This is a genomic window from Actinomadura sp. NTSP31 (genome assembly GCF_041951385.1).
GTDB classification, from domain to species: Bacteria; Actinomycetota; Actinomycetes; order Streptosporangiales; family Streptosporangiaceae; genus Spirillospora; species Spirillospora napierensis.
The window spans coordinates 171,659-193,845 of sequence record NZ_JBGNUT010000014.1 but is presented as its reverse complement, the minus strand read 5'-3'; the positions used below and the strand labels follow the sequence as shown (position 1 = coordinate 193,845).

At 73.5% G+C, this 22,187-nt stretch carries 25 protein-coding genes and 1 riboswitch; of the genes, 15 read left to right on the top strand and 10 right to left on the bottom strand.

Annotated features, from left to right (window positions below; genetic code table 11):
• Positions 1-34: 34 nt before the first annotated feature.
• Positions 35-325 (bottom strand): hypothetical protein, encoded by a 291-nt coding sequence (locus tag ACA514_RS24475; RefSeq protein ID WP_375043552.1) that lies wholly within the window; start codon positions 323-325, stop codon positions 35-37.
• Positions 326-421: 96 nt separating this feature from the next.
• On the opposite strand from ACA514_RS24475, the gene ACA514_RS24470 reads away from it, so the two are divergent.
• Both ACA514_RS24470 and ACA514_RS24465 read left to right on the top strand, forming a co-directional pair.
• A complete protein-coding gene (locus ACA514_RS24470; protein ID WP_375043551.1) occupies positions 422-682 on the top strand; it encodes a GntR family transcriptional regulator in 261 nt (86 codons plus the stop codon).
• The gene (locus tag ACA514_RS24465) at positions 682-933 is read left to right on the top strand and encodes a GntR family transcriptional regulator (protein WP_375043550.1); all 252 of its coding nucleotides are present in this window, start codon (positions 682-684) and stop codon (positions 931-933) included. Before ACA514_RS24470 ends, ACA514_RS24465 begins: the two co-directional genes overlap by 1 nt.
• On the opposite strand, the gene ACA514_RS24460 is transcribed toward ACA514_RS24465, so the two are convergent.
• Positions 903-1,415 (bottom strand): ATP-binding protein, encoded by a 513-nt coding sequence (locus tag ACA514_RS24460; RefSeq protein WP_375043549.1) that lies wholly within the window; start codon positions 1,413-1,415, stop codon positions 903-905. The two genes, ACA514_RS24465 and ACA514_RS24460, sit on opposite strands and share 31 nt — an antisense overlap.
• 203 nt (positions 1,416-1,618) lie before the next feature.
• Here ACA514_RS24460 and ACA514_RS24455 point away from each other — a divergent pair, with 203 nt between their 5' ends.
• Positions 1,619-2,023, top strand: coding sequence for a phosphoribosyl-AMP cyclohydrolase (locus tag ACA514_RS24455; RefSeq protein WP_375043548.1), 405 nt, complete (start codon positions 1,619-1,621; stop codon positions 2,021-2,023).
• Between the two features lie 16 nt (positions 2,024-2,039).
• On the opposite strand, the gene ACA514_RS24450 is transcribed toward ACA514_RS24455, so the two are convergent.
• The gene (locus ACA514_RS24450) at positions 2,040-2,735 is read right to left on the bottom strand and encodes a hypothetical protein (protein WP_375043547.1); all 696 of its coding nucleotides are present in this window, start codon (positions 2,733-2,735) and stop codon (positions 2,040-2,042) included.
• Positions 2,732-3,379 (bottom strand): RNA polymerase sigma factor, encoded by a 648-nt coding sequence (locus tag ACA514_RS24445; RefSeq protein WP_375043546.1) that lies wholly within the window; start codon positions 3,377-3,379, stop codon positions 2,732-2,734. The genes ACA514_RS24450 and ACA514_RS24445 overlap by 4 nt, the downstream gene beginning before the upstream one ends.
• Before the next feature lie 221 nt (positions 3,380-3,600).
• Here ACA514_RS24445 and ACA514_RS24440 point away from each other — a divergent pair, with 221 nt between their 5' ends.
• From ACA514_RS24440 to ACA514_RS24430, 3 genes are all read left to right on the top strand, one after another.
• The gene (locus ACA514_RS24440) at positions 3,601-4,047 is read left to right on the top strand and encodes a hypothetical protein (protein WP_375043545.1); all 447 of its coding nucleotides are present in this window, start codon (positions 3,601-3,603) and stop codon (positions 4,045-4,047) included.
• Positions 4,048-4,049: 2 nt separating this feature from the next.
• Positions 4,050-6,179, top strand: a complete 2,130-nt coding sequence (locus tag ACA514_RS24435; protein WP_375043544.1) for a bifunctional polysaccharide deacetylase/glycosyltransferase family 2 protein — start codon at positions 4,050-4,052, stop codon at positions 6,177-6,179.
• Positions 6,180-6,421: 242 nt separating this feature from the next.
• Positions 6,422-7,030 carry a TenA family protein gene (locus ACA514_RS24430; protein ID WP_375043543.1) on the top strand — a complete coding sequence of 203 codons (609 nt, stop codon included), beginning with the start codon at positions 6,422-6,424 and terminating at the stop codon, positions 7,028-7,030.
• A gap of 69 nt (positions 7,031-7,099) precedes the next feature.
• Here ACA514_RS24430 and ACA514_RS24425 read toward each other — a convergent pair whose 3' ends face one another.
• Genes ACA514_RS24425 through ACA514_RS24415 form a run of 3 tightly spaced genes read right to left on the bottom strand, consistent with a single transcriptional unit; the run spans position 7,100 to position 10,653 of the window.
• Positions 7,100-9,421: a heavy metal translocating P-type ATPase gene (locus tag ACA514_RS24425; RefSeq protein ID WP_375043542.1), complete on the bottom strand. Its 2,322-nt coding sequence runs from the start codon at positions 9,419-9,421 to the stop codon at positions 7,100-7,102.
• A gap of 31 nt (positions 9,422-9,452) precedes the next feature.
• Complete coding sequence (locus ACA514_RS24420) at positions 9,453-10,397, bottom strand: hypothetical protein (RefSeq protein WP_375043541.1); 945 nt, start codon at positions 10,395-10,397, stop codon at positions 9,453-9,455.
• Positions 10,398-10,446: 49 nt separating this feature from the next.
• A complete protein-coding gene (locus ACA514_RS24415; RefSeq protein WP_375043540.1) occupies positions 10,447-10,653 on the bottom strand; it encodes a heavy-metal-associated domain-containing protein in 207 nt (68 codons plus the stop codon).
• A gap of 394 nt (positions 10,654-11,047) precedes the next feature.
• On the opposite strand from ACA514_RS24415, the gene ACA514_RS24410 reads away from it, so the two are divergent.
• Together ACA514_RS24410 and ACA514_RS24405 are read left to right on the top strand one after the other, a co-directional pair.
• Complete coding sequence (locus ACA514_RS24410) at positions 11,048-11,911, top strand: Fpg/Nei family DNA glycosylase (RefSeq protein WP_375043539.1); 864 nt, start codon at positions 11,048-11,050, stop codon at positions 11,909-11,911.
• Between the two features lie 147 nt (positions 11,912-12,058).
• Positions 12,059-12,439: a VOC family protein gene (locus ACA514_RS24405; RefSeq protein ID WP_375043538.1), complete on the top strand. Its 381-nt coding sequence runs from the start codon at positions 12,059-12,061 to the stop codon at positions 12,437-12,439.
• A gap of 81 nt (positions 12,440-12,520) precedes the next feature.
• Here ACA514_RS24405 and ACA514_RS24400 read toward each other — a convergent pair whose 3' ends face one another.
• Entirely contained in the window at positions 12,521-12,982 is a 462-nt protein-coding gene (locus tag ACA514_RS24400) for an SSI family serine proteinase inhibitor (protein WP_375043537.1), read from the bottom strand.
• 46 nt (positions 12,983-13,028) lie between these two features.
• Between ACA514_RS24400 and ACA514_RS24395 the strand changes: the two genes are divergently transcribed.
• The 4 genes from ACA514_RS24395 (at position 13,029) to ACA514_RS24380 (ending at position 17,885) form a co-directional block, all read left to right on the top strand.
• Entirely contained in the window at positions 13,029-13,364 is a 336-nt protein-coding gene (locus ACA514_RS24395) for a rhodanese-like domain-containing protein (protein ID WP_375043536.1), read from the top strand.
• Positions 13,365-13,413: 49 nt separating this feature from the next.
• A riboswitch (TPP riboswitch) is annotated at positions 13,414-13,531 on the top strand.
• Positions 13,524-14,897, top strand: a complete 1,374-nt coding sequence (locus tag ACA514_RS24390) for a purine-cytosine permease family protein (protein ID WP_375043535.1) — start codon at positions 13,524-13,526, stop codon at positions 14,895-14,897. Its footprint overlaps the riboswitch before it by 8 nt.
• Positions 14,898-15,071: 174 nt before the next feature.
• Positions 15,072-16,949 (top strand): PAS domain-containing protein, encoded by a 1,878-nt coding sequence (locus ACA514_RS24385; protein WP_375043534.1) that lies wholly within the window; start codon positions 15,072-15,074, stop codon positions 16,947-16,949.
• Between the two features lie 393 nt (positions 16,950-17,342).
• Entirely contained in the window at positions 17,343-17,885 is a 543-nt protein-coding gene (locus ACA514_RS24380) for an ATP-binding protein (protein WP_375043533.1), read from the top strand.
• 120 nt (positions 17,886-18,005) lie between these two features.
• On the opposite strand, the gene ACA514_RS24375 is transcribed toward ACA514_RS24380, so the two are convergent.
• Positions 18,006-19,220, bottom strand: a complete 1,215-nt coding sequence (locus ACA514_RS24375) for an arginine deiminase (protein ID WP_375043532.1) — start codon at positions 19,218-19,220, stop codon at positions 18,006-18,008.
• Between the two features lie 65 nt (positions 19,221-19,285).
• Between ACA514_RS24375 and ACA514_RS24370 the strand changes: the two genes are divergently transcribed.
• The 3 genes from ACA514_RS24370 to ACA514_RS24360 are packed head-to-tail and all read left to right on the top strand — an operon-like array spanning position 19,286 to position 21,489.
• Complete coding sequence (locus ACA514_RS24370; protein ID WP_375043531.1) at positions 19,286-20,590, top strand: MFS transporter; 1,305 nt, start codon at positions 19,286-19,288, stop codon at positions 20,588-20,590.
• Positions 20,591-20,641: 51 nt separating this feature from the next.
• Entirely contained in the window at positions 20,642-20,977 is a 336-nt protein-coding gene (locus ACA514_RS24365; RefSeq protein WP_375043530.1) for an ArsR/SmtB family transcription factor, read from the top strand.
• The gene (locus ACA514_RS24360) at positions 20,974-21,489 is read left to right on the top strand and encodes an SRPBCC family protein (RefSeq protein ID WP_375043529.1); all 516 of its coding nucleotides are present in this window, start codon (positions 20,974-20,976) and stop codon (positions 21,487-21,489) included. The genes ACA514_RS24365 and ACA514_RS24360 overlap by 4 nt, the downstream gene beginning before the upstream one ends.
• Positions 21,490-21,500: 11 nt before the next feature.
• On the opposite strand, the gene ACA514_RS24355 is transcribed toward ACA514_RS24360, so the two are convergent.
• Entirely contained in the window at positions 21,501-22,091 is a 591-nt protein-coding gene (locus ACA514_RS24355) for a TetR/AcrR family transcriptional regulator (RefSeq protein ID WP_375043528.1), read from the bottom strand.
• Positions 22,092-22,187: the final 96 nt, after the last annotated feature.

The window sequence follows — 22,187 nt, the reverse complement described above, 5'->3', positions numbered from 1 at the left end:
CAGATATGGAGGGATAGGTGCCTCCCCGGACCGTTCACACGGCCCCCAGTCGCGAAGCGATGCACACCGCCGCATCGACGACCCTGTCGGCCTCGGAGATCCACTCGCCCCAGGAATGGACGAACCAGAGCCGCCCGCCGTCGTCCGGCCTCGGCCTGCACGTGACGGTGTCGCCCGGCTCGGGGCTGTCGTCGCAGCACCCGTCGCCGAAGGGATTCGTCACCAGCAGGCCGTCGGGCTTGAGGCGGACGTCCAGCCGGTAGAGGTCCAGTCGCCGCATGAGCGCGCCGAGCCGAGCCTGCGCGCTCGCGATGGGGATGGTCATGCCCGAACCATACGCAGGCCTAATACTCCATGCTACTGTCTACCTAGTAATAATGCTGTCTAATAGCGCTCTCTGCGGATAGATACTGTCTGATATGTGACAGAGATCGACTTCGATGGGCCGGACCCGTTGTACCTGCAGCTGGCCGCAGTCCTGCGTGGTCGCATCCAGGACGGCACGTACCAGGTCAACCGGGCCATCCCATCGGTGGCCGCGTTGATCGATGAGTTCGGCCTGTCCACCATGACCGTGCAGAAGTCCCTCACCGTCCTGAAGGGCGAGGGCCTGGTCCGTGCCGTCAAGGGGCGCGGGACGTTCGTGGTGCCCCAGGACGACGCGCCACCGCAGTCCGGGTGATGGGGATCGATCTGGACGCGCCGGAGCCGCTGTACGAGCAGGTGGCCGCGATCCTGCGTGCGCGCATCGAGGACCGGACCTACGCGCGCCGCATCCCGTCCGGACCGTCCTTGTCGGACGAGTTCGGTGTCTCTGTGCCGACCATCGTCAAGGCCCTCGACCTGTTGAAGCGCGAGGGCCTGGTCCGTGCCGTCAAGGGGCGCGGGACGTTCGTGGTGCCTCAGGAGGACGTGCCGCCGAAGGGCACGTGACCGCGCGGCGCCGGGCGGGTCAGAGGGGGGCAGGAGAGGCTGCAGGCGGTGCGCAGGCCGGCGGGGACCTGGAACTCCGCCCATACGGCCGTGCCGCCGAGCGCTCGGTGCGTGCCCCAGGCGGTGGACAGGGCGTCGACCAGCCGCAGGCCGCGGCCGTTCTCGCCGCACGGGTCGTCGTGCACGCGCGGGGCCGCGGCGGTGCCGCCGTCGTCGAGGACGGTCACGCGCAGCACCTCGCCCGCGGCGCTGACGATGACGGTCACCGTCCCGCCCAGCCCGGAGGCGGTGTGCTCGCAGGCGTTGGCGACGAGCTCGTCCACGCAGAGGACGATGTCGGCGAGGGCTTCGGCGTCGATGTGCGGGGCGACCCGGAGCACGAACGCCCGCGCCTGCGGGGCGGACCGGGCGATCCCCGGCAGGCTGGTCGTGCCGAGGAGCCTCAGGGGGCCGCGTGCCCGGATCGTCGTACCCCGTGTCATCGAATCGCTCCCTCGCGTGAGTGCTCCGGCCAGCATGAGTCCGCGGCTTCGGCCGCACAATCGCCTCTGGTGACAAGCCGGGACCCGCGCATTCGCCATTTCCGCAGATGCCCTCGACGGCTGTGCGACGATGCGTGACCGTGCCGACGCGCACGGTGGCAATGGGGTTGCCGTCGGTGGCCGGGCCCAGGGAGGATCACGGGGTGAACGAACTCGAAGAGGGAACGCGGCTCGAACTGGACTTCGGCAAGCTCCGCGCCGTCGCGGCGACCGGCTCGGAGGTCGTCCCGGTGGTGCTGCAGGACGCCGCGTCCAAGGACGTCCTGTTCATCGGCTACGCCAACGAGCAGGCGCTCAAGGCGACGCTGGACGAGCGGATCGCGGTGCTGTGGTCTACGTCGCGCAACGAGCTGTGGCGCAAGGGCGCGTCGTCCGGCGACGTGCTGGAGCTGGTCGAGGTCCGGGTCAACTGCGAGCAGAACTCCCTGCTCTACCTGGTGAACCGGACGACGGGCGGCGCCTGCCACACCAAGGACGCGTCGGGCCGCGCGCGCCCGACCTGCTACTACCGGTCGGTCGCCGGCGAGGGCGCCCTCCGCCACGACTGACCGCGGCGCGGGCCGCCTACTTGGCGGGGAGGGGCACCGGGGCCTGCGGGGTGGGGTGGCCGGTCGTGGAGGGCCGGTGGACCGGGTCGCTGCCCTGGCCGTTGTCGCTGCCGTTGCCCTTCCCGTTCCCGTTGCCCGCGCCGTGGTTCGGGGTCGTCTTGGCCTTCGGCGTCCGGCTCTTGGTCTGCCCGGGGGCGGCCGTCTTGCCGTGCTGCGGCTTGCCCTTCGGGGACGTGCTCGGCCTCGGACGCTGCGCCGGGCTCGCGGGCGGGACGACGGACGGCGACGGCGTCGGCCGTTCGCCGCGGTGCCAGGGCGTGCCGGGCGAATGGCTCGGGGACGGCGCGGGGTCGGCGGACCCGCCGGGAAGGTGCCCGGTGCCGGCCGCGACGGCGACGCCGCCGCCGAACACCGCGAGCGTCACGGCGACCACGGCGACCTTGACCGTCGCGTAGCGGGGCAGGGCGGCCCAGCGCGACCGGCGCGGCGCGGGCCGCGTGCGGGCGGCGCGGAAGGCGGCGGCCGCGGCGTCCTCGCCGGCCAGCTCGCCCGGACGCGGCGGGCCGGCCGCGGCCGACAGCAGCGCGCGCAGCGCCTCGTGGCCGTCGGCGGGACCGTCGCCGGTGCCGTGCGCGGGGCTCGCCGGAGCGCCGCCGAGCAGCCGCTCGGCGGTGCGCTGGTCGAGCCGTCGGGCTCGCTGGTGGTCGCTCATCTCACCCCTTCAGCGCCCGTACCGCCGCTTTTGTCACTCCCGGCGGCGGGCAGCGAGCCCGCCTGCGCCGGTGGAGCGGTCCCGGCGAGCCGCTCGGTGAGCCGGCGCAGGCCGCGGTGGGCGGCGGTGCGGACCGCGCCGGGACGCTTGCCGAGCACCCTGCCCGCGGACTTGGCGTCCAGCCCCACCACCACCCGCAGCAGCACCGCCTCGGCCTGGTCGCGCGGCAGCTCGGCGATCAGCCGCAGCGCGTCCCCGGTGGCGATGCCGTCCAGCGCGAGCGCCTCGGTGTCGGACGGCGCGGCGAGCGTGAGCAGCTCCTCGGGGGGCGCGTCGGCGGCCGGGCGGCGGGCGCGCCGGCGCAGGTGGTCCAGGGCGCGGTGCCGGGTGATGGTGGCGGTCCAGCCGCGGAACCCGTCGATGTCGCCGCGGAAGGCGGGCAGGTCGCGGGCGATCTGCAGCCACGCCTCGGAGGTGACGTCCTCGGCGTCGGCGCCGACGAGCGCGCCGGCGAAGCGGATCAGCCGGGGCTGGACGTCGCGGTAGAGCACGCGGAAGGCCTCCTCGTCGCCCTCCTGGGCCGCGCGGAGGGCGCGGTCGAGGTCGTCCCCGCCGCCCGCGTCCTTCTCCCGCACTCGCGTCACCCGCGTCATTGTGCAGGCATTTCAGGTGTGGTGTGACATGTACCGGGTGCTCGGCGCTGACCGTTCTGAACGACCGCGGTGCCGACCCGCGCGCGGCGTTCGTCCCCTGACGCGAAGCGATGGACGCCATGATCCGCGATTTGCCCGCACACCGGCACGGCCCGGACGAGAGGCCCGGCGCGGCACCGGACCATGCCGGAGGCCCGAGGCACGCCGCGTCCTTGGACGGTCCCGGGGCGACCGCGCCCGACGGGTCGCCGGTGTTCGTGGACGCGACCGGGCGGCGGCACCGGCTGGCCCGGCGGATCGGCCTGGTCGCCGGTGCGGTGATCGTGGTCTTCCTCGGCGCGCTGGGCATCGGGGCGGCGACGGGCGCCGCGGTGCCGGGGACCCCGTGGAACGCGCCGTCCGCGCATCCCGGTGTGGGCGGGAAGCAGCCGGCCGGCGCGCGCGCCGGGAAGACGGGCTCGCCGGGTGAGCGTCGTGGAGCGACGCCGAGCCGGCGTCCTCGCACGGCCCCGCCCAAGGCGCCTTCCGCGACATCGCAACCGGTACCCACGTCGGCGCCCGCGCCCAGCGCCAGACCCTCGGCGACCGCGACCGCGAGCCATCCGGGCAACTCCCACGCGACCCCGCCCGCCCGGGGGCACACGAAGAAGCCGAACTGAGGATGCGGCGCGGCGAACCGCGGGGCCACTGGGCCCTGCTGCTGCTCGGCGGCCTGGCGCTGAGCGTGCTCCTGCTGCTGGACGGCTACGCGCACGGCGCGGTCGGCGAAGCGCCGCGCGCGGACCCGGCGCGCCCCGTCCCGGCGCCGCGGGCCGTCACCTCGGGCGGCCCGGTGATCAACATGGCGGGCGGGACGCCGCACGCGCTGCGGATGCCGGCGAAGACGATCGCGCTGACCTTCGACGACGGCCCCGACCCGGTGTGGACGCCCCGTATCCTCGAGGTGCTGCGCCGCCGCGGCGCGCACGCCACGTTCTTCGCCGTCGGCGCGCACGTGGCCGCGAACCCCGGGCTGACCCGCCGCGTCCTGCGCGAGGGCAACGAGATCGGCTCGCACACCTACACGCACGTCGACCTCGCCACCGCCCCGGCCTGGCGCGCCCGCCTGGAGTTGGACCTGACGCAGCGGGCGCTGGCGGGCGCGGCCGGGGTGCACACCCGGCTGATGCGGATGCCGTACTCCTCCGTCCCGGACGGTCTGACCGCGCCGGAGTGGCGCGCGGCCCGCCGGGCGGGCGAGGACGGGTACGTCGTCGTCCTGACCGACCGCGACACCGAGGACTGGACCCGGCCCGGCACCGGGAAGATCGTCCGGGCCGCGCTCGCGGCCGGCCGGCGGGACGAGGGCGCCGTCGTCATGCTGCACGACGCGGGCGGCGACCGGGCGCAGACCGTCGCGGCCGTCGAGCGGATCATCGACCGGCTCCAGCCGCGCGGCTACCGCTTCACCACGCTCTCGCAGGCGGTGGGGATGCCCGCCGCCGACATCGCCGTGCCGGGCCGGGAGAAGGCGGTCGGCTGGACGCTCGTCGCCGCGCAGCGGACCGCGTCGGCGCTCACCGGCTGGCTCGGCGCGCTGTTCGGGGCCGCCGGGGCGCTGTACGTGCTGCGGCTCGTGCTGCTGGTGGTCTTCGCGCATGTGCACGTCCGGCGCGTCCGGCGGCCGTCCCGCCGGCAGCCGCCGGGGCTCTTTCCGGACGTTTCCGTGATCGTCCCCGCGTACAACGAGGAGGCGGGGATCGCGGCGACGGTCCGGTCACTGGTCGACACCGACTATCCCGGCGGGTTCGAGGTGATCGTGGTCGACGACGGCTCCTCGGACCGCACCTCCGCGATCGTCGAATCGCTGGCGCTGCCGGGCGTCCGCCTCCTGAGCAAGCCGAACGGCGGCAAGCCCAGCGCCCTGAACGCGGGCGCCGCGATGGCGCGCGGCGAGATCCTCGTGCTGGTCGACGGCGACACCGTGTTCCAGCGCGACACCCTCCGGCACCTGGTCGCGCCCTTCGCCGATCCGCGCGTCGGCGCGGTGAGCGGCAACACCAAGGTCGCCAACCGGGGCGGCCTCCTCGGCCGCTGGCAGCACATCGAGTACGTGATCGGCTTCAACCTCGATCGCCGGATGTTCGACGTGCTGCGGTGCATGCCGACCGTCCCGGGCGCGATCGGCGCGTTCCGCCGGTCCGTGCTGGCGCGGGTCGGAGGCGTCCCGGCCGACACGCTCGCCGAGGACACCGACCTCACCATGGCGATCTGCCGGTCCGGGCACCGCGTCGTCTACGAGGAGAAGGCGCTCGCCTGGACGGAGGCGCCGTCGTCGCTCCGGCAGCTGTGGCGGCAGCGGTACCGCTGGTGCTACGGGACCATGCAGGCGATGTGGAGGCACCGCCGCTCCCTGGTCGAGCGCGGCGCGTCCGGCAGGTTCGGGCGCCGCTGCCTCACCTACCTGGCGGTGTTCCAGGTGCTGCTGCCGCTGTTCGCCCCCGCCGTCGACCTGTTCGCCCTGTTCGGGATCGTCTTCCTGAACCCGCTGGAGCCGGTCCTGCTCTGGGCCGGTTTCGTCGCCGCGCAGGTCGCCGCGGGCGCCTACGCGCTGTGGCTGGACGGCGAACGCGTCCGCCCGCTGTGGACGCTGCCGCTCCAGCAGTTCGCCTACCGGCAGCTGATGTACCTGGTCGTCGTCCAGTCCGTGGTCACGGCGCTGCTCGGCGCGCGGCTCGGCTGGCACACGATCCGCCGCACCGGCACCTTCTCCGACGCCCCCGCGGCCCCGCAGCCCACCTCGTCCCGCTGACCTCTCCGGATTCGGGGGCGGGCCGGGAACAATCCCGGGGGTCCCGTCGGTTACACATAACAGCCGGTGTGCCTGGTGTCCCCGGGCCTCACCTATTGCCTTCACGGAATACCGTCCGGCTGGAGCCGTGTTGTGCCTTTCGCCGAGAGGCGACCCACACACCGGCGCTTGACCAGGGCCCCGCCGGGCCGCAAGACCCGGCGGGGCCTGGTCGTTTCCGGAGTGATGCCAGACTTGCCGGCATGAGTCTCGCGGCGCATCTGGAGGAGCTCGGCCGTCCGCTGGTCGAGGAGCAGCTGAAGCACCCGACCGTCCTCGGCATCGCGAACGGCGACCTGGCCGAGGCCGCGTTCCGCTCCTGGCTCGAACAGGACTACCTCTTCCTGCACGACTACGTCCGGGTGTTCTCGCGCCTCGCCTGGCAGGCCCCGTCCGCGCACCTGGGCGATCTCGTCGACCTGGCCCACGCGACCTACCACGACGAACTGGAACTGCACCGGTCGCTGTCCGCCGAGTTCGGCGCCGACCTGGACGGCGCCCGGAAGGGCCCGGCCTGCGCCGCCTACACCTCGTTCCTGCTGGACGGCGCCGCCGACTACGGTGACGGCCTCGCCGCCCTCTACCCGTGCATGTGGGGGTACTCGGCGCTGGGCGCCCGCCTCGCCGAGAACCCGCCCGCGGAGCCGCGCTACCGCCGCTGGGTCGACACCTACGCCGACCCCGGTTTCGCCGGGCTGACCCGCCGCATCGCGCAGATGATCGACGAGTCCGGCGCCGAACCCGGCCGGGCGGAACGCCTGTTCCTGGAGGGCATGCGCCATGAGCTGGCGTTCTGGGACGTCCCGCTCTAGCGCCGGGAAGTTTCACATGAAACAACGAACGCGCGGCCCCGGGCGTGGGGCCGCGCGTCCGCTCCCGCGTCAGCGGGTCGCCGGGACCTCCGGACGGGCCGGAGCCGCGGCCGCAGAGGCCGGCGCGGTGTCGCCGTTCAGCGCCTTGAACCGGCGGAGCCGCAGGCTGTTGCTCACCACGAAGACCGAGGAGAACGCCATCGCGCCGCCCGCGATCATCGGGTTGAGCAGCCCGGACGCCGCCAGCGGCAGCGCCGCCACGTTGTAGGCGAACGCCCAGAACAGGTTGCCCTTGATCGTCCGGAGCGTGCGCCGCGACAGCCGGATCGCGTCCGCCGCCGCCCGCAGGTCGCCGCGCACCAGGGTCAGGTCGGACGCCTCGATCGCCACGTCCGTGCCGGTGCCCATCGCCAGGCCGAGGTCGGCCTGGGCGAGCGCGGCGGCGTCGTTGACGCCGTCGCCGACCATCGCGACCGTCCGCCCCTCGGACTGGAGGCGCTTGACGACGTCCACCTTGTCCTGCGGCAGGACCTCGGCGATGACCTCCTCGATCCCGACCGCGTCCGCCACCGTGCGGGCGACGGCCCCGCTGTCGCCGGTGAGCAGCACGGGCCGCAGCCCGAGCGCCCGCAGCTGCCCGATCGCCTCCGCCGACGTCGGCTTGACCTGGTCCGCGACGGTGATCACCGCGCGGGCCTCGCCGTCCCAGCCGACCGCGACGGCGGTGCGGCCCAGCGCCTGCGCCTCGGACATGGCCCGCTCCAGGCCGGCGGTCAGGTGCTGCGACCACTCGGCCAGCAGCTGCGGCCGGCCCACCAGGACCCCGCGGCCGTCGACGATCCCCTGGACGCCGAGGCCCTCGACGTTCGCGAAGTCCTCGACCGTGCCCAGGGTCCCGACGCGTTCGGCGGCGCCCTTGGCGATGGCCTGCGCGATCGGGTGCTCGGACGCGTTCTCCAGCGCCCCCGCCAGCCGCAGCACCTCCGCCTCGTCCACCCCGTCGGCGGTGTGGACGCCGGCCAGCGCCATCCGGCCGGTGGTGACGGTGCCCGTCTTGTCCAGCACGACCGTGTCGATCGCGCGGGTCGACTCCAGCACCTCCGGGCCCTTGATCAGGATGCCGAGCTGCGCGCCGCGCCCCGTCCCGACCATGAGCGCGGTCGGGGTGGCCAGGCCGAGCGCGCACGGGCAGGCGATGATCAGCACCGCGACCGCCGCGGTGAACGCCCCGGCCAGGCCCGAGCCGGTGCCGACCCAGAAGCCCAGCGTCGCGACGGCCAGCGCGATCACCACCGGGACGAAGATCCCGGAGATCCGGTCGGCGAGCCGCTGCACCTGCGCCTTGCCGGTCTGCGCGTCCTCCACCAGCCGCGCCATCTGGGCCAGCTGGGTGTCGGCGCCGACCCGGGTCGCGCGGACCAGCAGCCGCCCGCCCGCGTTCACCGTCGCGCCGACCACCGCGTCGCCCGGCGCGACCTCCACCGGCACGGACTCGCCGGTCAGCAGCGAGGCGTCCACCGCCGACGACCCCTCGGTCACGACGCCGTCCGTGGCGATCTTCTCGCCGGGACGGACGACGAACACGTCGTCCACCGCCAGCTTCCCGACCGGGACGCGTTCTTCGCGCCCGTCCCGGACGACCGAGACCTCCTTGGCGCCCAGCTCCAGCAGCGCCCTGAGCGCGGCGCCCGCGCGCCGCTTGGAACGCGCCTCGAAGTAGCGGCCGGCGAGGATGAACGCGATGACGCCCGACGCGGCCTCCAGATAGAGGTTCATCGACCCGTCCGAGCGGGTCATGGAGAACTCGAACCCGTGCTTGAGGCCGGTCTCCCCGGCGGTGCCGAAGAACAGCGCCCACAGCGACCAGCCGAACGCGGCGAGCGTGCCGACCGACACGAGCGTGTCCATCGTCGCGGCGCCGTGCCGCAGGTTCGTCCACGCGGCCTTGTGGAACGGCCAGCCCGCGTACACCACGACCGGCGAGGCCAGCGTCAGCGACAGCCACTGCCAGTTGTCGAACTGCAGCGCCGGGGCCATCGCCATCGCGATCACCGGAACGGCCAGCACGACCGAGGTGATCAGCCGTTGCCGCAGCGTGCGCAGCCCGTCGTCGGGTTCGCGCTCTTCGCCCGCTTCGCTCTCGCTCTTGGGCGGGGCGGGCAGCTCGGCGGTGTAGCCGGCCTGCTCGACCGTGGCGACCAGGTCCGCCGGGGATACCCCCGCGGGGAACTCGACCCTGGCCTTCTCGGTGGCGTAGTTGACGGTGGCGGTCACGCCTTCGAGCCTGTTCAGCTTGCGCTCGATGCGGTTGGCGCACGACGCGCACGTCATCCCGCCGATCGCCAGCTCGATCCGCCCGGATTTCGCGTCTGGTACGGCGCCGGTCGTCATCGCTCCTCCTTCGCTTCGACCGTAAGGGATGTCAGTGCGTGTGCTCGCCGTGGCCGCCGGTGCCCTCACCCTGCTCGGGCACCGCGGTGGACGGCCCGGCCGGCACGGTGAACTCTGCCGTGCGGACCTTGCCCCCGTGCTGGAAGTCCAGGTAGAGCCGGTACACGCCGGAACTGGGCACTTCGGCGTAGAACGTCACGTCCGGTCCCGGCTTCGTCCGGCCGTCGCCCGGCTCGCCGTCCGGATGGACGTGCAGGTAGGCCAGGTCGCCCTGGCGCAGCGCGACCAGGTGCCCGTAGGCCTCCAGGTACGGCTCCAGGTCCGCGACCGGCCGGCCGTCCCGGCTCACCGACAGCGTCAGCTTGCTGGCCTTGCCCGGCGTGAGGGCCCCCGCCAGCCGCACCTCGTAGCCGTCCACCTTCGCGACCTGCTCCTGCTTCGGCAGCGGGACGGTCCGGTAGTCGCCCGGCGCGGTGACGTCGACGCCCAGCGTGAGCGACTGCTTCGCGCCCTCCGGCTGGACGTCGGTGAAGAACCGGTACGCGCCGGCCTTCGGCAGGACGACCGCGACCTCCCACACGCCGCCGCCGACCTCGGTCGGGTGCAGGTGCTGGAAGCCGGACAGGTCCCGGCGCGCGACGATCAGGTGCAGCCGCTTGCCGTGCAGCGGCGTGAACCTCGTGACGGGCTTGCCGTCCGGGCCGTCGATGGTGAACCGGAAGTCGGTCGGCACGCCCGGCCGCACGTCGGTCGTCCGCGGGTGCAGGGTGTAGCCGTCCTGGCTGACCTGCAGCCCGCCGGGGACCGCCGAGGCAGCCGCCGTGCCCGTCGCCGTCTCGCCGTGGGATCCGTGCGAGCCGTGCCCGCCGTCGTCGGCCTTGCCGACCGGCCCGGCCGCCGTCCCGATCCCGGCGGCGCCGCCGAAGACGACGGCCAGCGCCGCCACGTAGGCGCCCAGCTTGGTCGCGGTGTTCATCGTCCTTCAACTCCACTCGTCTCGGCCCTGTTCGCCAGGGCGGCAGGCCTCAGGCCTGCAGGGCGTATCCCGCCTCCTCGACGGCGCTCCTGATGAGGGCGTCGTCGACGGGGGCTTCGCTGGTGACGGTGACCGCGCCGGTCTTCAGGTCGACGTCCACGGCGGTCACGCCGGCGACCTGCTCGACCTCCTCGGTCACGGAGGCGACGCAGTGGCCGCAGGTCATCCCGGTGACGGTGTAGGTGGCGGTGCTCATCTCTGGCTGCTCCCTCTCGACTTGTACCCCTGGGGGGTATCCCGTGGGCCTCATGCTGCCATAGCCGGACGCCCCGCACAACCCGTACCCCCTAGGGGTTATTTCGAGATGCGGGTCACACCCCGTCGCGCAGAGTTATCCACACCCCTGTGCGCGGCCACCTCGCGGCGTTTTGTCGATATTCGTGGAGGTATTCACCTCGAAACGCCCCGGCAGCACGGCGAACCCGCGGTTGTGCACAGGGTTTTCCACAGCCTTCCACAGGCTTGTGGACAGCCTGTACACCGCGAGATCGTCGGCGTGTGGCGCCGTTCGGCCGGGCGCGCGCCCCCGGCCCCGGGACGCCGTCAGAGCGTTTACCTTGGGGTTAGTCCGTTCGGCGGGTGGAGGTCACATGCCTGAGTTGCCCGAGGTCGAGGCGCTGGCGACGTTCCTGCGCGAGCGCGTCGTCGGCCACGCCGTCGCGCGCGTCGATGTTCTCGCGATCTCCGCGCTCAAGACCTACGACCCACCGGTGACCGCGCTGGGCGGCCTGACCGTCACCGGCGCCGCGCGGCACGGCAAGTTCCTCGACCTGGACGTCGACGGACTGCACCTGGTCATCCACCTGGCCCGCGCCGGCTGGCTCCGCTGGCGCGACGAGATGCCCGCCAAGCCCGCCCGGCCCGGCGGGAAGAACCCGCTCGCGCTCCGCGTCCACCTGGACGACGGCTCCGGCTTCGACCTCACCGAGGCCGGGACGAAGAAGGGCCTCGCGGTGTACGTCGTCCACGACCCGGCCGACGTGCCGGGCGTGGCGACCCTCGGCCCCGACCCGCTGGACGCGTCGTTCACCGCCGAGCGGCTCGGCGGGATCGTCGCGGGCAAGCGCACCCAGATCAAGGGCCTCCTCCGCGACCAGAGCGTCATCGCCGGCATCGGCAACGCCTACTCCGACGAGGTGCTGCACGTGGCGAGGATGTCCCCCTTCAAGATCGCCGCCACGCTCACCGACGGCGACGTCGCGACCCTCCACGAGGCGATCGTCGCGACGCTCCGCGACGCCGTCGGGCGCTCGCGCGGCCTGGAGGCCCGCGACCTCAAGGGCGAGAAGAAGACCGGCCTCCGCGTGCACGGCCGCAAGGGCGAGAAATGCCCCGTCTGCGGCGACACGATCCGCGAGGTCTCGTTCGCCGACTCGGCCCTCCAGTACTGCCCCACCTGCCAGACGGGCGGCAAGCCCCTGGCCGACCGCCGCCTGTCCCGCCTGCTGAAGTAGCGGCCCTGCCTGGGCGCCCAGGGCGGCCCGGAAACCGTTTCGTCCGCGTTCGCCTCATCAGATACGATCGCGCGGTCGTTTTCGCTGCTGGGGGCGCACGGGATGTGGCCGCCGCGGCGGCTCCCAGGCAGAGAGCAGGTTCCGTTCATGGCATGTCGTATCAGTGAGCTCGTGCTCGGTTGCCGCGACCCCGAGCTGCTGGCCCGGTTCTGGTGCGAGGTCCTGGACTTCGTCGTGCTCGACCGCGAGGACGACGGCACGCTGGAGATCGGGCCGCGCGAGGGGTTCGGCGGCCCGCAGCCGACGATCATCCTCAGCCGCCGGGACGAGCCGGAGCCGGGGAAGTCCCGGCTGCACATCGACGTCAACGCCACCGACCGCGACCAGGACGCCGAGCTCGAACGCCTCCTGGCGCTCGGGGCGCGCCCCGCCGACATCGGCCAGACGGGCGAGGAGCAGTGGCACGTCCTGGCCGACCCCGAGGGCAACGAGTTCTGCCTGCTCAAGGCGCGCCTCGCCCCGCTCTGACGCCCGACCCGAACCGCCGCCGCGGACGGCCCGGGCGGGCCTACGCCGCCCGCGCCGCCGCCGCGGCGGGCCGGTTCCCGGTCAGCGGACCTTGGGGACGGAGCCGAAGACGGGCGCGATCTGGGTCCAGCGGTGCAGCTGGCAGCCGTCGTTGCGCTTGAACGTGGTGTCGATCGGCTTGCCCTGCCAGGTGCCCTTCACCGTGGCGACCTCGGGGCCGCCGTAGATGTCGGTGCACATCCGGTCCTTGGGGACGGGCGCGAAGGGCGCCTTGGCCTTGCTGAGCGCGGCGCAGGCGTCGGCGGCCTTCGGATGGTCGCCGCCGGCCGGGTCGCAGGTCAGCGTGTAGGTCGTGGCGGGAGCCTGGGCGGAGGCCCGGATCCGGATGGTGAGGCTGTCCGCCGGGGAACCCGAGGGCCGTACCGTGGCGGCCCCCGAGGGCCGCTTGGCGGGAAGGGTCTTGGCGTGTTCGTCACCGCAGGCGGCCAGTGAGAAGATCATGGCGAGCCCGGGCGCGGCGAGGATGAGCGTCCGATACCGCATGCGTGATTCGACGCAGGGGCTCTCGGCGCGGTTCCATGGGGGTGTGATGAATTTCGGGGACGAGGTTCCGGCGGTGGTCGCCGCCGACGTTCCGCAGGACTGCTACCTGCTGGACGTGCGGGAGCAGGACGAGTGGGAGGCGGGGCACGCGCCCGGCGCCGTCCACATTCCGATGGGCCGGCTGGGCGACCGGGCCGGGGAGGTCCCCCGGGACCGGGAGATCTTCGTGATCTGCCGGTCGGGTGCGCGGTCGGCGCAGGTGACGGTGGCGCTGAACCAGGCCGGATGGCTGGCGAAGAACGTCGACGGCGGGATGAAGGCCTGGGCCGAGGCGGGCCGGCCGATGGAGAACGGCGGGGACGGCGACCCTTACGTGGCGTGACCGTTCCACACCTTATGAGGGGTTGCGGGCGGTTGTACGATCGGTGCTGACCGATACCCGCGGGAGCTCGGGCCACAAGCCGGGCTGAGAGGGCGGCCTTCCTGGCGCCGCCGACCGCATGAACCTGTCCGGGTAATGCCGGCGTAGGGAGTGTGTCCCGTGACGTCCGACGTCGACGAGCGTCCGCGCAACGAAGTCCCCTACACCCTGGACGAGCCCGCCCCGAAGGTGCTCGGCTTCTGGGACCAGAGCGCGTTCTGGGCGAACCTCGGGGTCAGCCTGCTGGCCTTCTCCGGCGCCTACACCGTCCTCGCGCCGGACGCCGACGGGAAGCCGACGCTGGCGATCGCGGCGGGGATCGCCGCGATGATCGTCGGCACCGTGCTGGGCGGGCTGATGCTCGGCCTGGCCGCCGCGCCGGGCGCGAAGACGGGGCAGCCGGCGATGGTGCTGCTCAGAGGCCTGTTCGGGGCGCGGCTGTCGTACCTGCCGACGGTGCTGAACATCGCGCAGCTCGTCGGCTGGGGCACGTTCGAGCTGATCGTGATCGCGGACGCGGCGCGCGAGCTGTGGGACGGGGTGCCGCGCTGGGGCTACGTGGTCGCGGCCGGGGTGCTCACCACGGTGCTGACGATCTGGCCGCTCGGGTCGGTGCGGCTGCTGCGCCGGTACGTGACGGTCGCGGTGATCGTCGCGCTGCTCTACTTCTACGTGCAGCTCGTCCGGCAGCCGCTGCCCGACCTGAACGACGGGTCGTGGAGCGGGTTCTGGGTCGGCGCGGACGCGGCGCTCGCGGTGTCGATCTCGTGGGTGCCGGTGGCCGCCGACTACACGCGGCACGCCCGGAGCGCGCGGGCGGCTTTCGGTGCGGCGTCGGTGGGGTATTCGGTCACCCAGATCGTGGCCTACGTCCTGGGGCTGCTGGCCCTGGCGCTCGTCGCGGGCGACACCGAGCGGGTGTTCGACCCGTTCCTGCACGTCGCGCTGGGCGCGGTGTTCTTCGCGGTGTTCGTGCTGCGGGAGGCCGACCAGTCGTTCGCGAACGTGTACTCCACGGCGGTGTCGATCCAGAACCTCGTGCCGCGCGCCGACCGGCGGGTGCTGTCGGTCGCGCTCGGCGCCGGCATCACGGTGCTCGCGCTGGTGCTGGACATCAACGACTACGCGAGCTTCCTGTCGCTGATCGGGTCGGTATTCGTGCCGATGCTGGGCGTGCTGGCCGCCGACTTCTTCCTGGGCCGGGGCCGCGGCGGCGGCTGGGACGCGAGCCGGACCGCGCCGTCCCGGTGGAGCATGATCGTCGCGTGGGCGATCGGCATCGTCGCCTACCAGCTGATCAACCCCGGCACCGTGAGCTGGTGGGCCGACCTCTGGCAGGACGTCCGCGACGCACTGCACTTCACCCCGCAGAGCTGGATGAGCGCGTCGCTGCTGTCCTTCCTCGTCGCCGCCGCCGCGACCCTGCTGATCGGCCGGGCGGTGCCGTCCGGCCGGGCGGGGATCGCCCGGGACGGCCGCATTACTCGACAGTAGGGTTGCCGGGACCGCGCGCCGACGGATGCGCCGCGCCCGCCGGAAAGGGCACGACGGATGGCCGATTTCGAGGTCTTCGGGCCGCTGAAGTGGTGTTCTTCCGCTCGGTCGCGGCAGTTGGTGGGAACCTTTCGGCGGCTGTTGTCCGGCGCCGCGCCGGTGCCGGGTGGCACGATGACAGGCGTGCAGCACGTCCACGACCCGATCGCGCGCGCCGTCATCGAGAGCGCCGCCGACGCGATCGTGGCCGTCGACCAGAAGCATCGCGTCACGGTGTGGAACCCGGCCGCCGAGCGGATGTTCGGCTGGAGCGCCGAGGAGATGGTCGGCCGCGTCCCGCCGATCGTCCCCGACGAGCTGAAGGCCGAGCACAACGCCGTCCAGGAGCGGCTGCTCACCCGGCGCGCCGGCGAGTCCGAGAAGGAGGGCGGGCAGATCTCGATCGCGACCCGCCGGTTCCACCGGGACGGCCGGCTGATCGACGTGCGGATCGACACGAGCCTGCTGAAGGACCCGGACGGCACCTCGCTCGGCTGGGTCGGGGTGTACCACCCGGCCGAGGACGACGAGATCGTCCAGCACCACATGACCGAGCGGGCGCGGCTCGTCCGGCGGCTGAACGACATCGTCGCCGACCTGAACGCCGAGCTCGACCTGGCCGTCGTGCTCGACCGGATCACCACCGCGCTGATCGAGCTGACCGGCGCGGACGCGGGCGGGTTCGTCCGGATCGAGGGGGAGCGGCTGCGGCTGGTCAGCACCTCGGGGCTGCCCGAGCGCATGCGCGGGACGACCGCCGAGCTGCGGTCGAGCCTGGTCGGGGAGCTGCTGCGGTCCGGCAAGACGGTCAAGCTGGCGACCGGGGAGCAGCGGCTCGGCGACCTGATCTGGTCCGAGCTGCCCGGCCTGCACACCGTCGCGCTCGGCCTGTCCTACCTGCAGAACCGGCCGTACGGCGCGCTGTACGCGCTGTTCTCCGGGCAGAAGATCGGCCACACCGAGCTGGAGCTGCTGGAACTGCTCGCCGGGCACGCCGGCGTCGCGGTCGGCAACGCCGTCGCCTACGCGGAGGTCGTCCGGCAGCGGGCGCACGAGCGCGCGGTGATCGACTCCAGCGCGGACGGCATCGCGGTGCTCGACCACGACCTCGTCGTCCGGCAATGGAACCCGTCCGCGCACGCCCTCACCGGCATCCCGCCGGAGGAGGCGATCGGCCGGCCGCTGCCGTTCGACATGCCCGCGCTCGGGGAGATGCTGACCTTCCCGCTGGAGTCGGGGGTCTGGCTGAACGTGCTGGCCGCCGAGATCGAGGAGACCGGCGAGCTGGTCGTCGACTTCCGCGACGTCACCGAGGCCAAGGCGCTGGAGGAGGCCAAGGACCTGTTCCTCGCCACCACCAGCCACGAGCTGCGCACCCCGATCACGGTCGTGCAGGGCTTCGCGTCCACGCTGGTCAACCGGTGGGACGAGCTGCCCGACCCCGACCGGCGCGCCGCCGTCGCGACGATCGCCGAGCGGGCGCAGTCGCTCGGTCGGCTGGTGGAGCACCTGCTGCTCGGCTCCCGCGCGGGCGCCGACGAGCTGGCCGTGACGGTCGAGCCGTTCGACCTGGCCCGGGTGCTGGAGGGCGTGGTGGCGGGGTTCCGGTCGCTGTCGCCGCTGCACCGGGTGGAGCTGGAGATCGCGCCGGGCCTGCCGCCGTGCCAGGGCGACGCGATGGCGACCGACATCGTGCTCGGGCAGCTGCTGGAGAACGCCTTCAAGTACAGCCCGGACGGCGGGACGGTCCGGGTCCGCGCGGAGGCCGGCGCGGCCGGGATCGCGGTGACGGTCGAGGACGAGGGGATCGGCATCCGGCCCGGCGACCACGAGCGGATCTTCGAGCGGTTCGTGCAGGGCGAGGCGGGGGACCGGCGCCGGTTCGGCGGCATCGGCCTCGGCCTCTACATCGTCAAACGGCTCACCGAGGCGCAGGGCGGGGCGATCTCGGCGCACCCCCGCAAGGGCGGCGGAGCGGGCACCTGCATGCGGCTCGTCCTGCCGGCCGAATGACCGCCCGGTCGGTCACTTACCGTGAGGGCACCGGTCCGGATGCGGCCGGGTGAGTCCGGTGTGGCCCGCGGTTCCCGCGGTCCTGACTGGTGGCAGTGTTGCCCCGTGCGGGAAAGTACGGTGGCCACCGGGTGTGACGGACGAAACGCGGGCGCGAGGAGTAACCCGTCCGTCCACTGGATAGATCCTTTGTTGGTCGCCGTTGGTGACGGGATCACCCTCCCGCACCGGGCTCGCACACCACGGACGGGGGGTGATCACCGTGACCGGACGGCCGGTGACTCGTTGTGCAGGTGGTGAACCGCGTCGCCCAGGTTTCCGGCCCGTGCCATCAGGGCATTTCGGTCGTACCGGAAGAGCGGCGACGGGACTGGTCCGAGCGAGCACGGGGAGGTGAGGGCGTCGAGCGTCGTACTGCTGCCACACGCGCCGTCGAGCGTCGCGGTCGCCCGCAGGCGCCTCAGCTCGGAGCTGGCCGCCACGGGGGTCTACGAGTCCGTCGTGGACGACGCCAGCGTCATCGTGAGCGAGCTGATCAGCAACGCCCTGCGGCACGCCAGGCCGCTGCCCTCCGGGCAGGTCAAGGTCTGCTGGCTGTGCCGCGGCGACGTGCTCGAACTGGAGGTCAGCGACGGGGGCGCGATGACCGAGCCGCGCCGCGGCCCGGGCACCCTGTCCTCGCTCGGCGGCCGCGGGCTGGGCATCGTCGAGGCCCTGTCGGAGGGCTGGGGCGTCCGGCACGAGGAGGGCGCCACCACCGTGTGGGCCGTGGTTCGCGCGCCGCGCTCGCCCGGCGGCGAGGACGCCGCACCCGTGCGCACCCCGGTCGGCATGCCCGATCTGTCCGACTTCCCGGACCTCATGGACGAACCGGAGAACGACCTGTACGACCGCACGAGGAATGAGGTTGCCCCAAGTAGGGCATACCCCGCCTAGAAGGACCACTGGGAAACCTTGTATGGTCCTCAACAAGCTCGGGCGCTGTCGTGCCCCCGTCGACACCGCCCGAGCGACCAACGTCCCGAAGGCCCCGGCGTCCGCCGGGGCCTTCGGCGTTCACGGGGCGTCGCGCAGGATCGGGCAGGACATGCAGCGCGGCCCGCCGCGGCCGGTGCCGAGCTCGCTGCCGGTGATCCGGATGACCTCGATCCCCGACGCCTCCAGCTGCGCGTTCGTCTCGATGTTGCGCTCGTAGGCCACGCACAGCCGGGGCGCGACCGCGAGGGTGTTGTTCCCGTCGTCCCACTGCTCGCGCTCGGCCGTCACCGGGTCCAGGCCGGTGTCGATCACCTTCAGCCGGTCCAGGCCCATCGCCGCGGCGGCGGCCTCCAGGAACGGGCGCGGCTCGGCGACCCGCAGCGCACCGCCGTCCAGCGTGACCGTGTACGCGGTCAGCGAGTGCGCGACCGGCGGATACATGACCACCGTGTCGACGTCGACCATGGTGCACACCGTGTCCAGGTGCATGGTGGCCCGCTCCTGCGCGATCGGCACCGCCAGCACCGTGTGCGCGAGCCCCGCGCCGATCACCTGCCGGGCCAGCCGCTCGACGCCCGCCGGGGTCGTCCGCTCGCCCGTCCCGACCGCGATCACGCCCGGGCACAGCAGCAGGACGTCGCCGCCCTCCAGGTGCTCCAGCGACGGCGAGTACACCGGCTCCACCCCGTCGAACCGCGGATGGTGCGCGTAGATCAGCCCGGTGAGCCGCGACTCCCGGCGCCGCGCGTCCATGGCCAGGCTGGTCACCGCCACCCGGTCGCCGATCCAGGTGCTGTTGTCGCGGGTGAACAGCAGGCCGGGCAGCGGGTCCACGATGAAGTCGAGCCGGTCCATCAGCCGGTACACCAGGCCGTGCCCGGACTTCAGCTCCTCGTGCGCCAGCCCCGCGACCAGCGTCTGCGCCAGGTCCTCCGGGTCGAGGTCGCGCAGGTAGCCCTCGACGACGCGGCGGAGCTGGTCGCCGAGCCGCAGGTCGACGATCGCGTCGCCGATCGCCTGCTCCCGCGCCGCCTCGTACTCCAGCGCGTCCTGCAGCAGCTCGGTCACGTACAGCACCTCGACGCCGCGCTCCCGCAGCGCCTCCGCGAACGCGTCGTGCTCCTCCTGCGCCCGCCCCACCCAGGGGATCGCGTCGAAGAGCAGCTTGTCGCTGTTGCGCGGCGTCAGCCGCTTCAGCTCCGCGCCCGGACGGTGCAGCAGGACCGTCCGCAGCCGCCCGACCTCGCTGGTCACCCGGTGCTCGTGTGCCGTCGTCCCCGTTGTCTGCGTCACACCAGAAGTCTAGGTCGCCCTTTTCCGGGGGAGCCGACGGCCCTTTCCTGTGCCACGATCCGAGGATGATCAGGGGGCTATCGCTGCATTTGACCGCCGCGACGCTGCTGCGGGTGTCCGCCGAGGGCGTCGCGACGGCGCTCGTCCTGACCGTGCAGGCCCGGACGGGGCACGCCGCGACCGCCGGCTACCTGCAGACCGCGATGACGCTGCCGTACGTGGTGAGCGGCCCGGTGATCGGCAACGCCCTGGACCGGATGGCCCGCCCGCGCCGCGCCGTCGTCGCGCTGGCCGCCGTCTACGCCGCCGCGACCGGCGTGCTCCTGGCGATGGCGGGCGCGTCCCCGCTGGTCCTCGGGCTCTGCGTCGCCGCCGTGATCGGCTGCACCGAGCCCGTCGTCGTGGCGCTGACCAGCCTGCTCCCGCGCTTCGTCCCCGCCGAGCGGCTGTCGCGCGCGTACGGGTTGGAGGCGTCGAGCTACAACGTCGCCGCCATCGCCGGGCCCGGTCTCGCCGCCGGGGTCGCCTCCTTCGCGGGCGGCGGGTACGCGGGCGCCGCGATCGTCGTGAGCGCCGTCCTGAGCCTCTTCGCGCTTCCCCTCCTCCCCTTCGCCGCGCCGCCCGGCCCCGCGGAGCCCGGCGGGGCCGCCGCCGGGATCACCGCGCCGAGGCTCGACCGGCCCGCGGACGGCGACCCCGTCGAGACGGCCGCCGAAGTCGGCAAGGGCGCGATCGCCGAGCGGGACATCGCCGAGGTCGCCGAGGACGGCCGGCCCGGCCTGGCGGACGTGATCACCGGCGGGCTGGTCGTGCTGGCCCGCGGCCGGGTGCTGCGCGCGCTGACCGTCGCGACCACGCTCGCCTGGCTCGGGTTCGGCGGTGTCGCGGTGACGGCCGTCCTGCTGGCCGGGCACGTCGGCGCGGCGCCCAGCGCGGGCGGGCGGCTGCTGGTGGCGATGGCCGTCGGGTCGCTGCTCGGTTCGCTGGCGTCGAGCCGCTGGCTGACGCCCCGGCACGCCGAGCCGGTCCTGATCGGCGGGCTCGTCGCGTTCGGCGCCGCGCTGGCGGCGCTCGCGGTGGCGCCGAACGTGCTCTGGGCGATGGCCGCGTTCTGCGCGGCGGGCCTGGCCGAGGGGCCGGTGTTCGCCGCGACGCTGATGCTCCGCCAGCGCGAGTCGCCGCCGGACCGGCTCGGCCAGGTCAACACCACCGGCGGCAGCCTCAAGATCGGCGCGTCGGCGCTCGGCGCGGCGCTCACCGCCGCGTGCGCCGACGCGGTCGGTCCGGTCGGGCTGGTGCTGGCGATCGCCGCGCTCCAGTTCGCGGGCGCCGCCAGCGGCTGGCTCCTGCTGCGGTCTCCCACACGATGATCAGCCTATATTCCTTGACAGTTATATTCTAGATGAGGCATATTGAGCGACATGGCAACCGCGGTGTGGAGCGCGCTCGCCGACCCGAGCCGGCGCGCGATCCTGGACCGGCTGCTGCACGGGCCGCGTCCGGTCGGCGACCTGGCCCGCGAGTGCGGGCTCAGCCAGCCCGGCGCGTCCAAGCACCTGCGCGTGCTGCGCGAGGCCGGGCTGGTCGACGTCCGACGCGACGCGCAGCGCCGGCTGTACGCGATCCGGCCCGCCCCGATGGCGGAGCTCGACGCCTGGCTCGCGCCCTACCGCAGGTTGTGGAACGCGCGCCTGGACGCGCTCGGCGACCGGCTGGACGCCCAGGCGACCGACGACCGGAAGGGCGATCCATCATGATCATCACCAACCCCGGCGGCTACCTCGAACTCGGCGGGCGCCCCGCCGTCCGCTTCGAGCGGATCTACGACCACCCGGTGGACCGGGTCTGGCGGATGGTCAGCGACCCCGCGGAACTGGCCCGCTGGTTCCCGTCCCCCGAGATCACCATCGACCTCGCCGTGGGCGGCGCGATCACCTTCTCCGGCGACCCGAACATGCCCGGCGCCACGTCCACCGGCCGCGTCATCGACCTCGCGCCGCCGCGCCGGCTCGCCTTCACCTGGGGCGGCGACGAGCTGCACTTCGACCTCGAACCGCTCGCCGGCGGCCGGACCCGGTTCGTCCTCACCAACGTGCTCGGCGCCCGGAACGCGGCGGCGCGCAACGCGGCCGGCTGGGACCTCTGCCTGTCCACGCTCGACGCCCTGGCCGAGGACCGCGCCGCCGAGCCGGGCGAGTGGAAGCCGAAGTACGACGCGTACGTGGCCGCCGGCCTGCCGTCCGGCGCCGAGATCCCCGGCCAGGCCTGAACGGCCGGTGATCAGCGGGGCGGCCGCAGCCCCGCGATCAGGAGGCCGACCAGCCGGCGCGCGTCGTACCGCTCGTCGCTCTCCGCGCCGATGCAGAGGTTCCCGATGCCCCGCATGAGCTCGTAGGCGGAGATGCCGGAGCGGACCTCGCCGGCGGCCGCCGCGGCGTCGAGCAGCCGCCCGCACACGGGCATGAGGCGTTCGAGGAAGTACGCGTGCAGCGTCTCGAAGCCGGCGGTGTCGGACCGCAGCACGGCCGCGAGCCCGTGCTTGGTGACCAGGAAATCGACGAACAGGTCGATCCACCGCCCCAGCGCCGCGTACGGCGTCGCGCTCTCCGCCAGCAGGACGGGGCCGGCCTCGGCGCACGCCTCGACCTGGTGCCGGTAGACGGCCACGATGAGGTCCGCCCGCGTCGGGAAGTGGCGGTAGATCGTGGCCGTCCCGACGCCCGCCTTCGCTGCGATGTCGCGTACGGGCGCCTCCACGCCCGCGGTCACGAAGATCTCGGCGGCCGCGTCGAGCAGCGCCTCCTGGTTGCGCCGGGCGTCCGCCCGCCGGGGCCGGGCCGCGCGCTCCGCGCCGCGCTCGCCGTCGTTCACCGCGCCCTCCGAGTCGTGGGTTGCTAAACGGGACGTCGTTCCGTATCGTTCAAACGGGACAACGTTCCGGTTGTCCATGATGCCAGAGCGCGACTC

Coding starts and splice junctions, on each gene's coding strand:
- ACA514_RS24370 (WP_375043531.1), top strand. CDS start 19,286: ATGATCAGGGGGCTATCGCTGCATTTGACCGCCGCGACGCTGCTGCGG.
- ACA514_RS24400 (WP_375043537.1), bottom strand. CDS start 12,982: ATGCGGTATCGGACGCTCATCCTCGCCGCGCCCGGGCTCGCCATGATC.
- ACA514_RS24365 (WP_375043530.1), top strand. CDS start 20,642: ATGGCAACCGCGGTGTGGAGCGCGCTCGCCGACCCGAGCCGGCGCGCG.
- ACA514_RS24415 (WP_375043540.1), bottom strand. CDS start 10,653: ATGAGCACCGCCACCTACACCGTCACCGGGATGACCTGCGGCCACTGC.
- ACA514_RS24405 (WP_375043538.1), top strand. CDS start 12,059: ATGGCATGTCGTATCAGTGAGCTCGTGCTCGGTTGCCGCGACCCCGAG.
- ACA514_RS24410 (WP_375043539.1), top strand. CDS start 11,048: ATGCCTGAGTTGCCCGAGGTCGAGGCGCTGGCGACGTTCCTGCGCGAG.
- ACA514_RS24450 (WP_375043547.1), bottom strand. CDS start 2,735: ATGAGCGACCACCAGCGAGCCCGACGGCTCGACCAGCGCACCGCCGAG.
- ACA514_RS24395 (WP_375043536.1), top strand. CDS start 13,029: ATGAATTTCGGGGACGAGGTTCCGGCGGTGGTCGCCGCCGACGTTCCG.
- ACA514_RS24360 (WP_375043529.1), top strand. CDS start 20,974: ATGATCATCACCAACCCCGGCGGCTACCTCGAACTCGGCGGGCGCCCC.
- ACA514_RS24435 (WP_375043544.1), top strand. CDS start 4,050: ATGCGGCGCGGCGAACCGCGGGGCCACTGGGCCCTGCTGCTGCTCGGC.
- ACA514_RS24465 (WP_375043550.1), top strand. CDS start 682: ATGGGGATCGATCTGGACGCGCCGGAGCCGCTGTACGAGCAGGTGGCC.
- ACA514_RS24475 (WP_375043552.1), bottom strand. CDS start 325: ATGACCATCCCCATCGCGAGCGCGCAGGCTCGGCTCGGCGCGCTCATG.
- ACA514_RS24430 (WP_375043543.1), top strand. CDS start 6,422: ATGAGTCTCGCGGCGCATCTGGAGGAGCTCGGCCGTCCGCTGGTCGAG.
- ACA514_RS24425 (WP_375043542.1), bottom strand. CDS start 9,421: ATGACGACCGGCGCCGTACCAGACGCGAAATCCGGGCGGATCGAGCTG.
- ACA514_RS24385 (WP_375043534.1), top strand. CDS start 15,072: ATGACAGGCGTGCAGCACGTCCACGACCCGATCGCGCGCGCCGTCATC.
- ACA514_RS24460 (WP_375043549.1), bottom strand. CDS start 1,415: ATGACACGGGGTACGACGATCCGGGCACGCGGCCCCCTGAGGCTCCTC.
- ACA514_RS24420 (WP_375043541.1), bottom strand. CDS start 10,397: ATGAACACCGCGACCAAGCTGGGCGCCTACGTGGCGGCGCTGGCCGTC.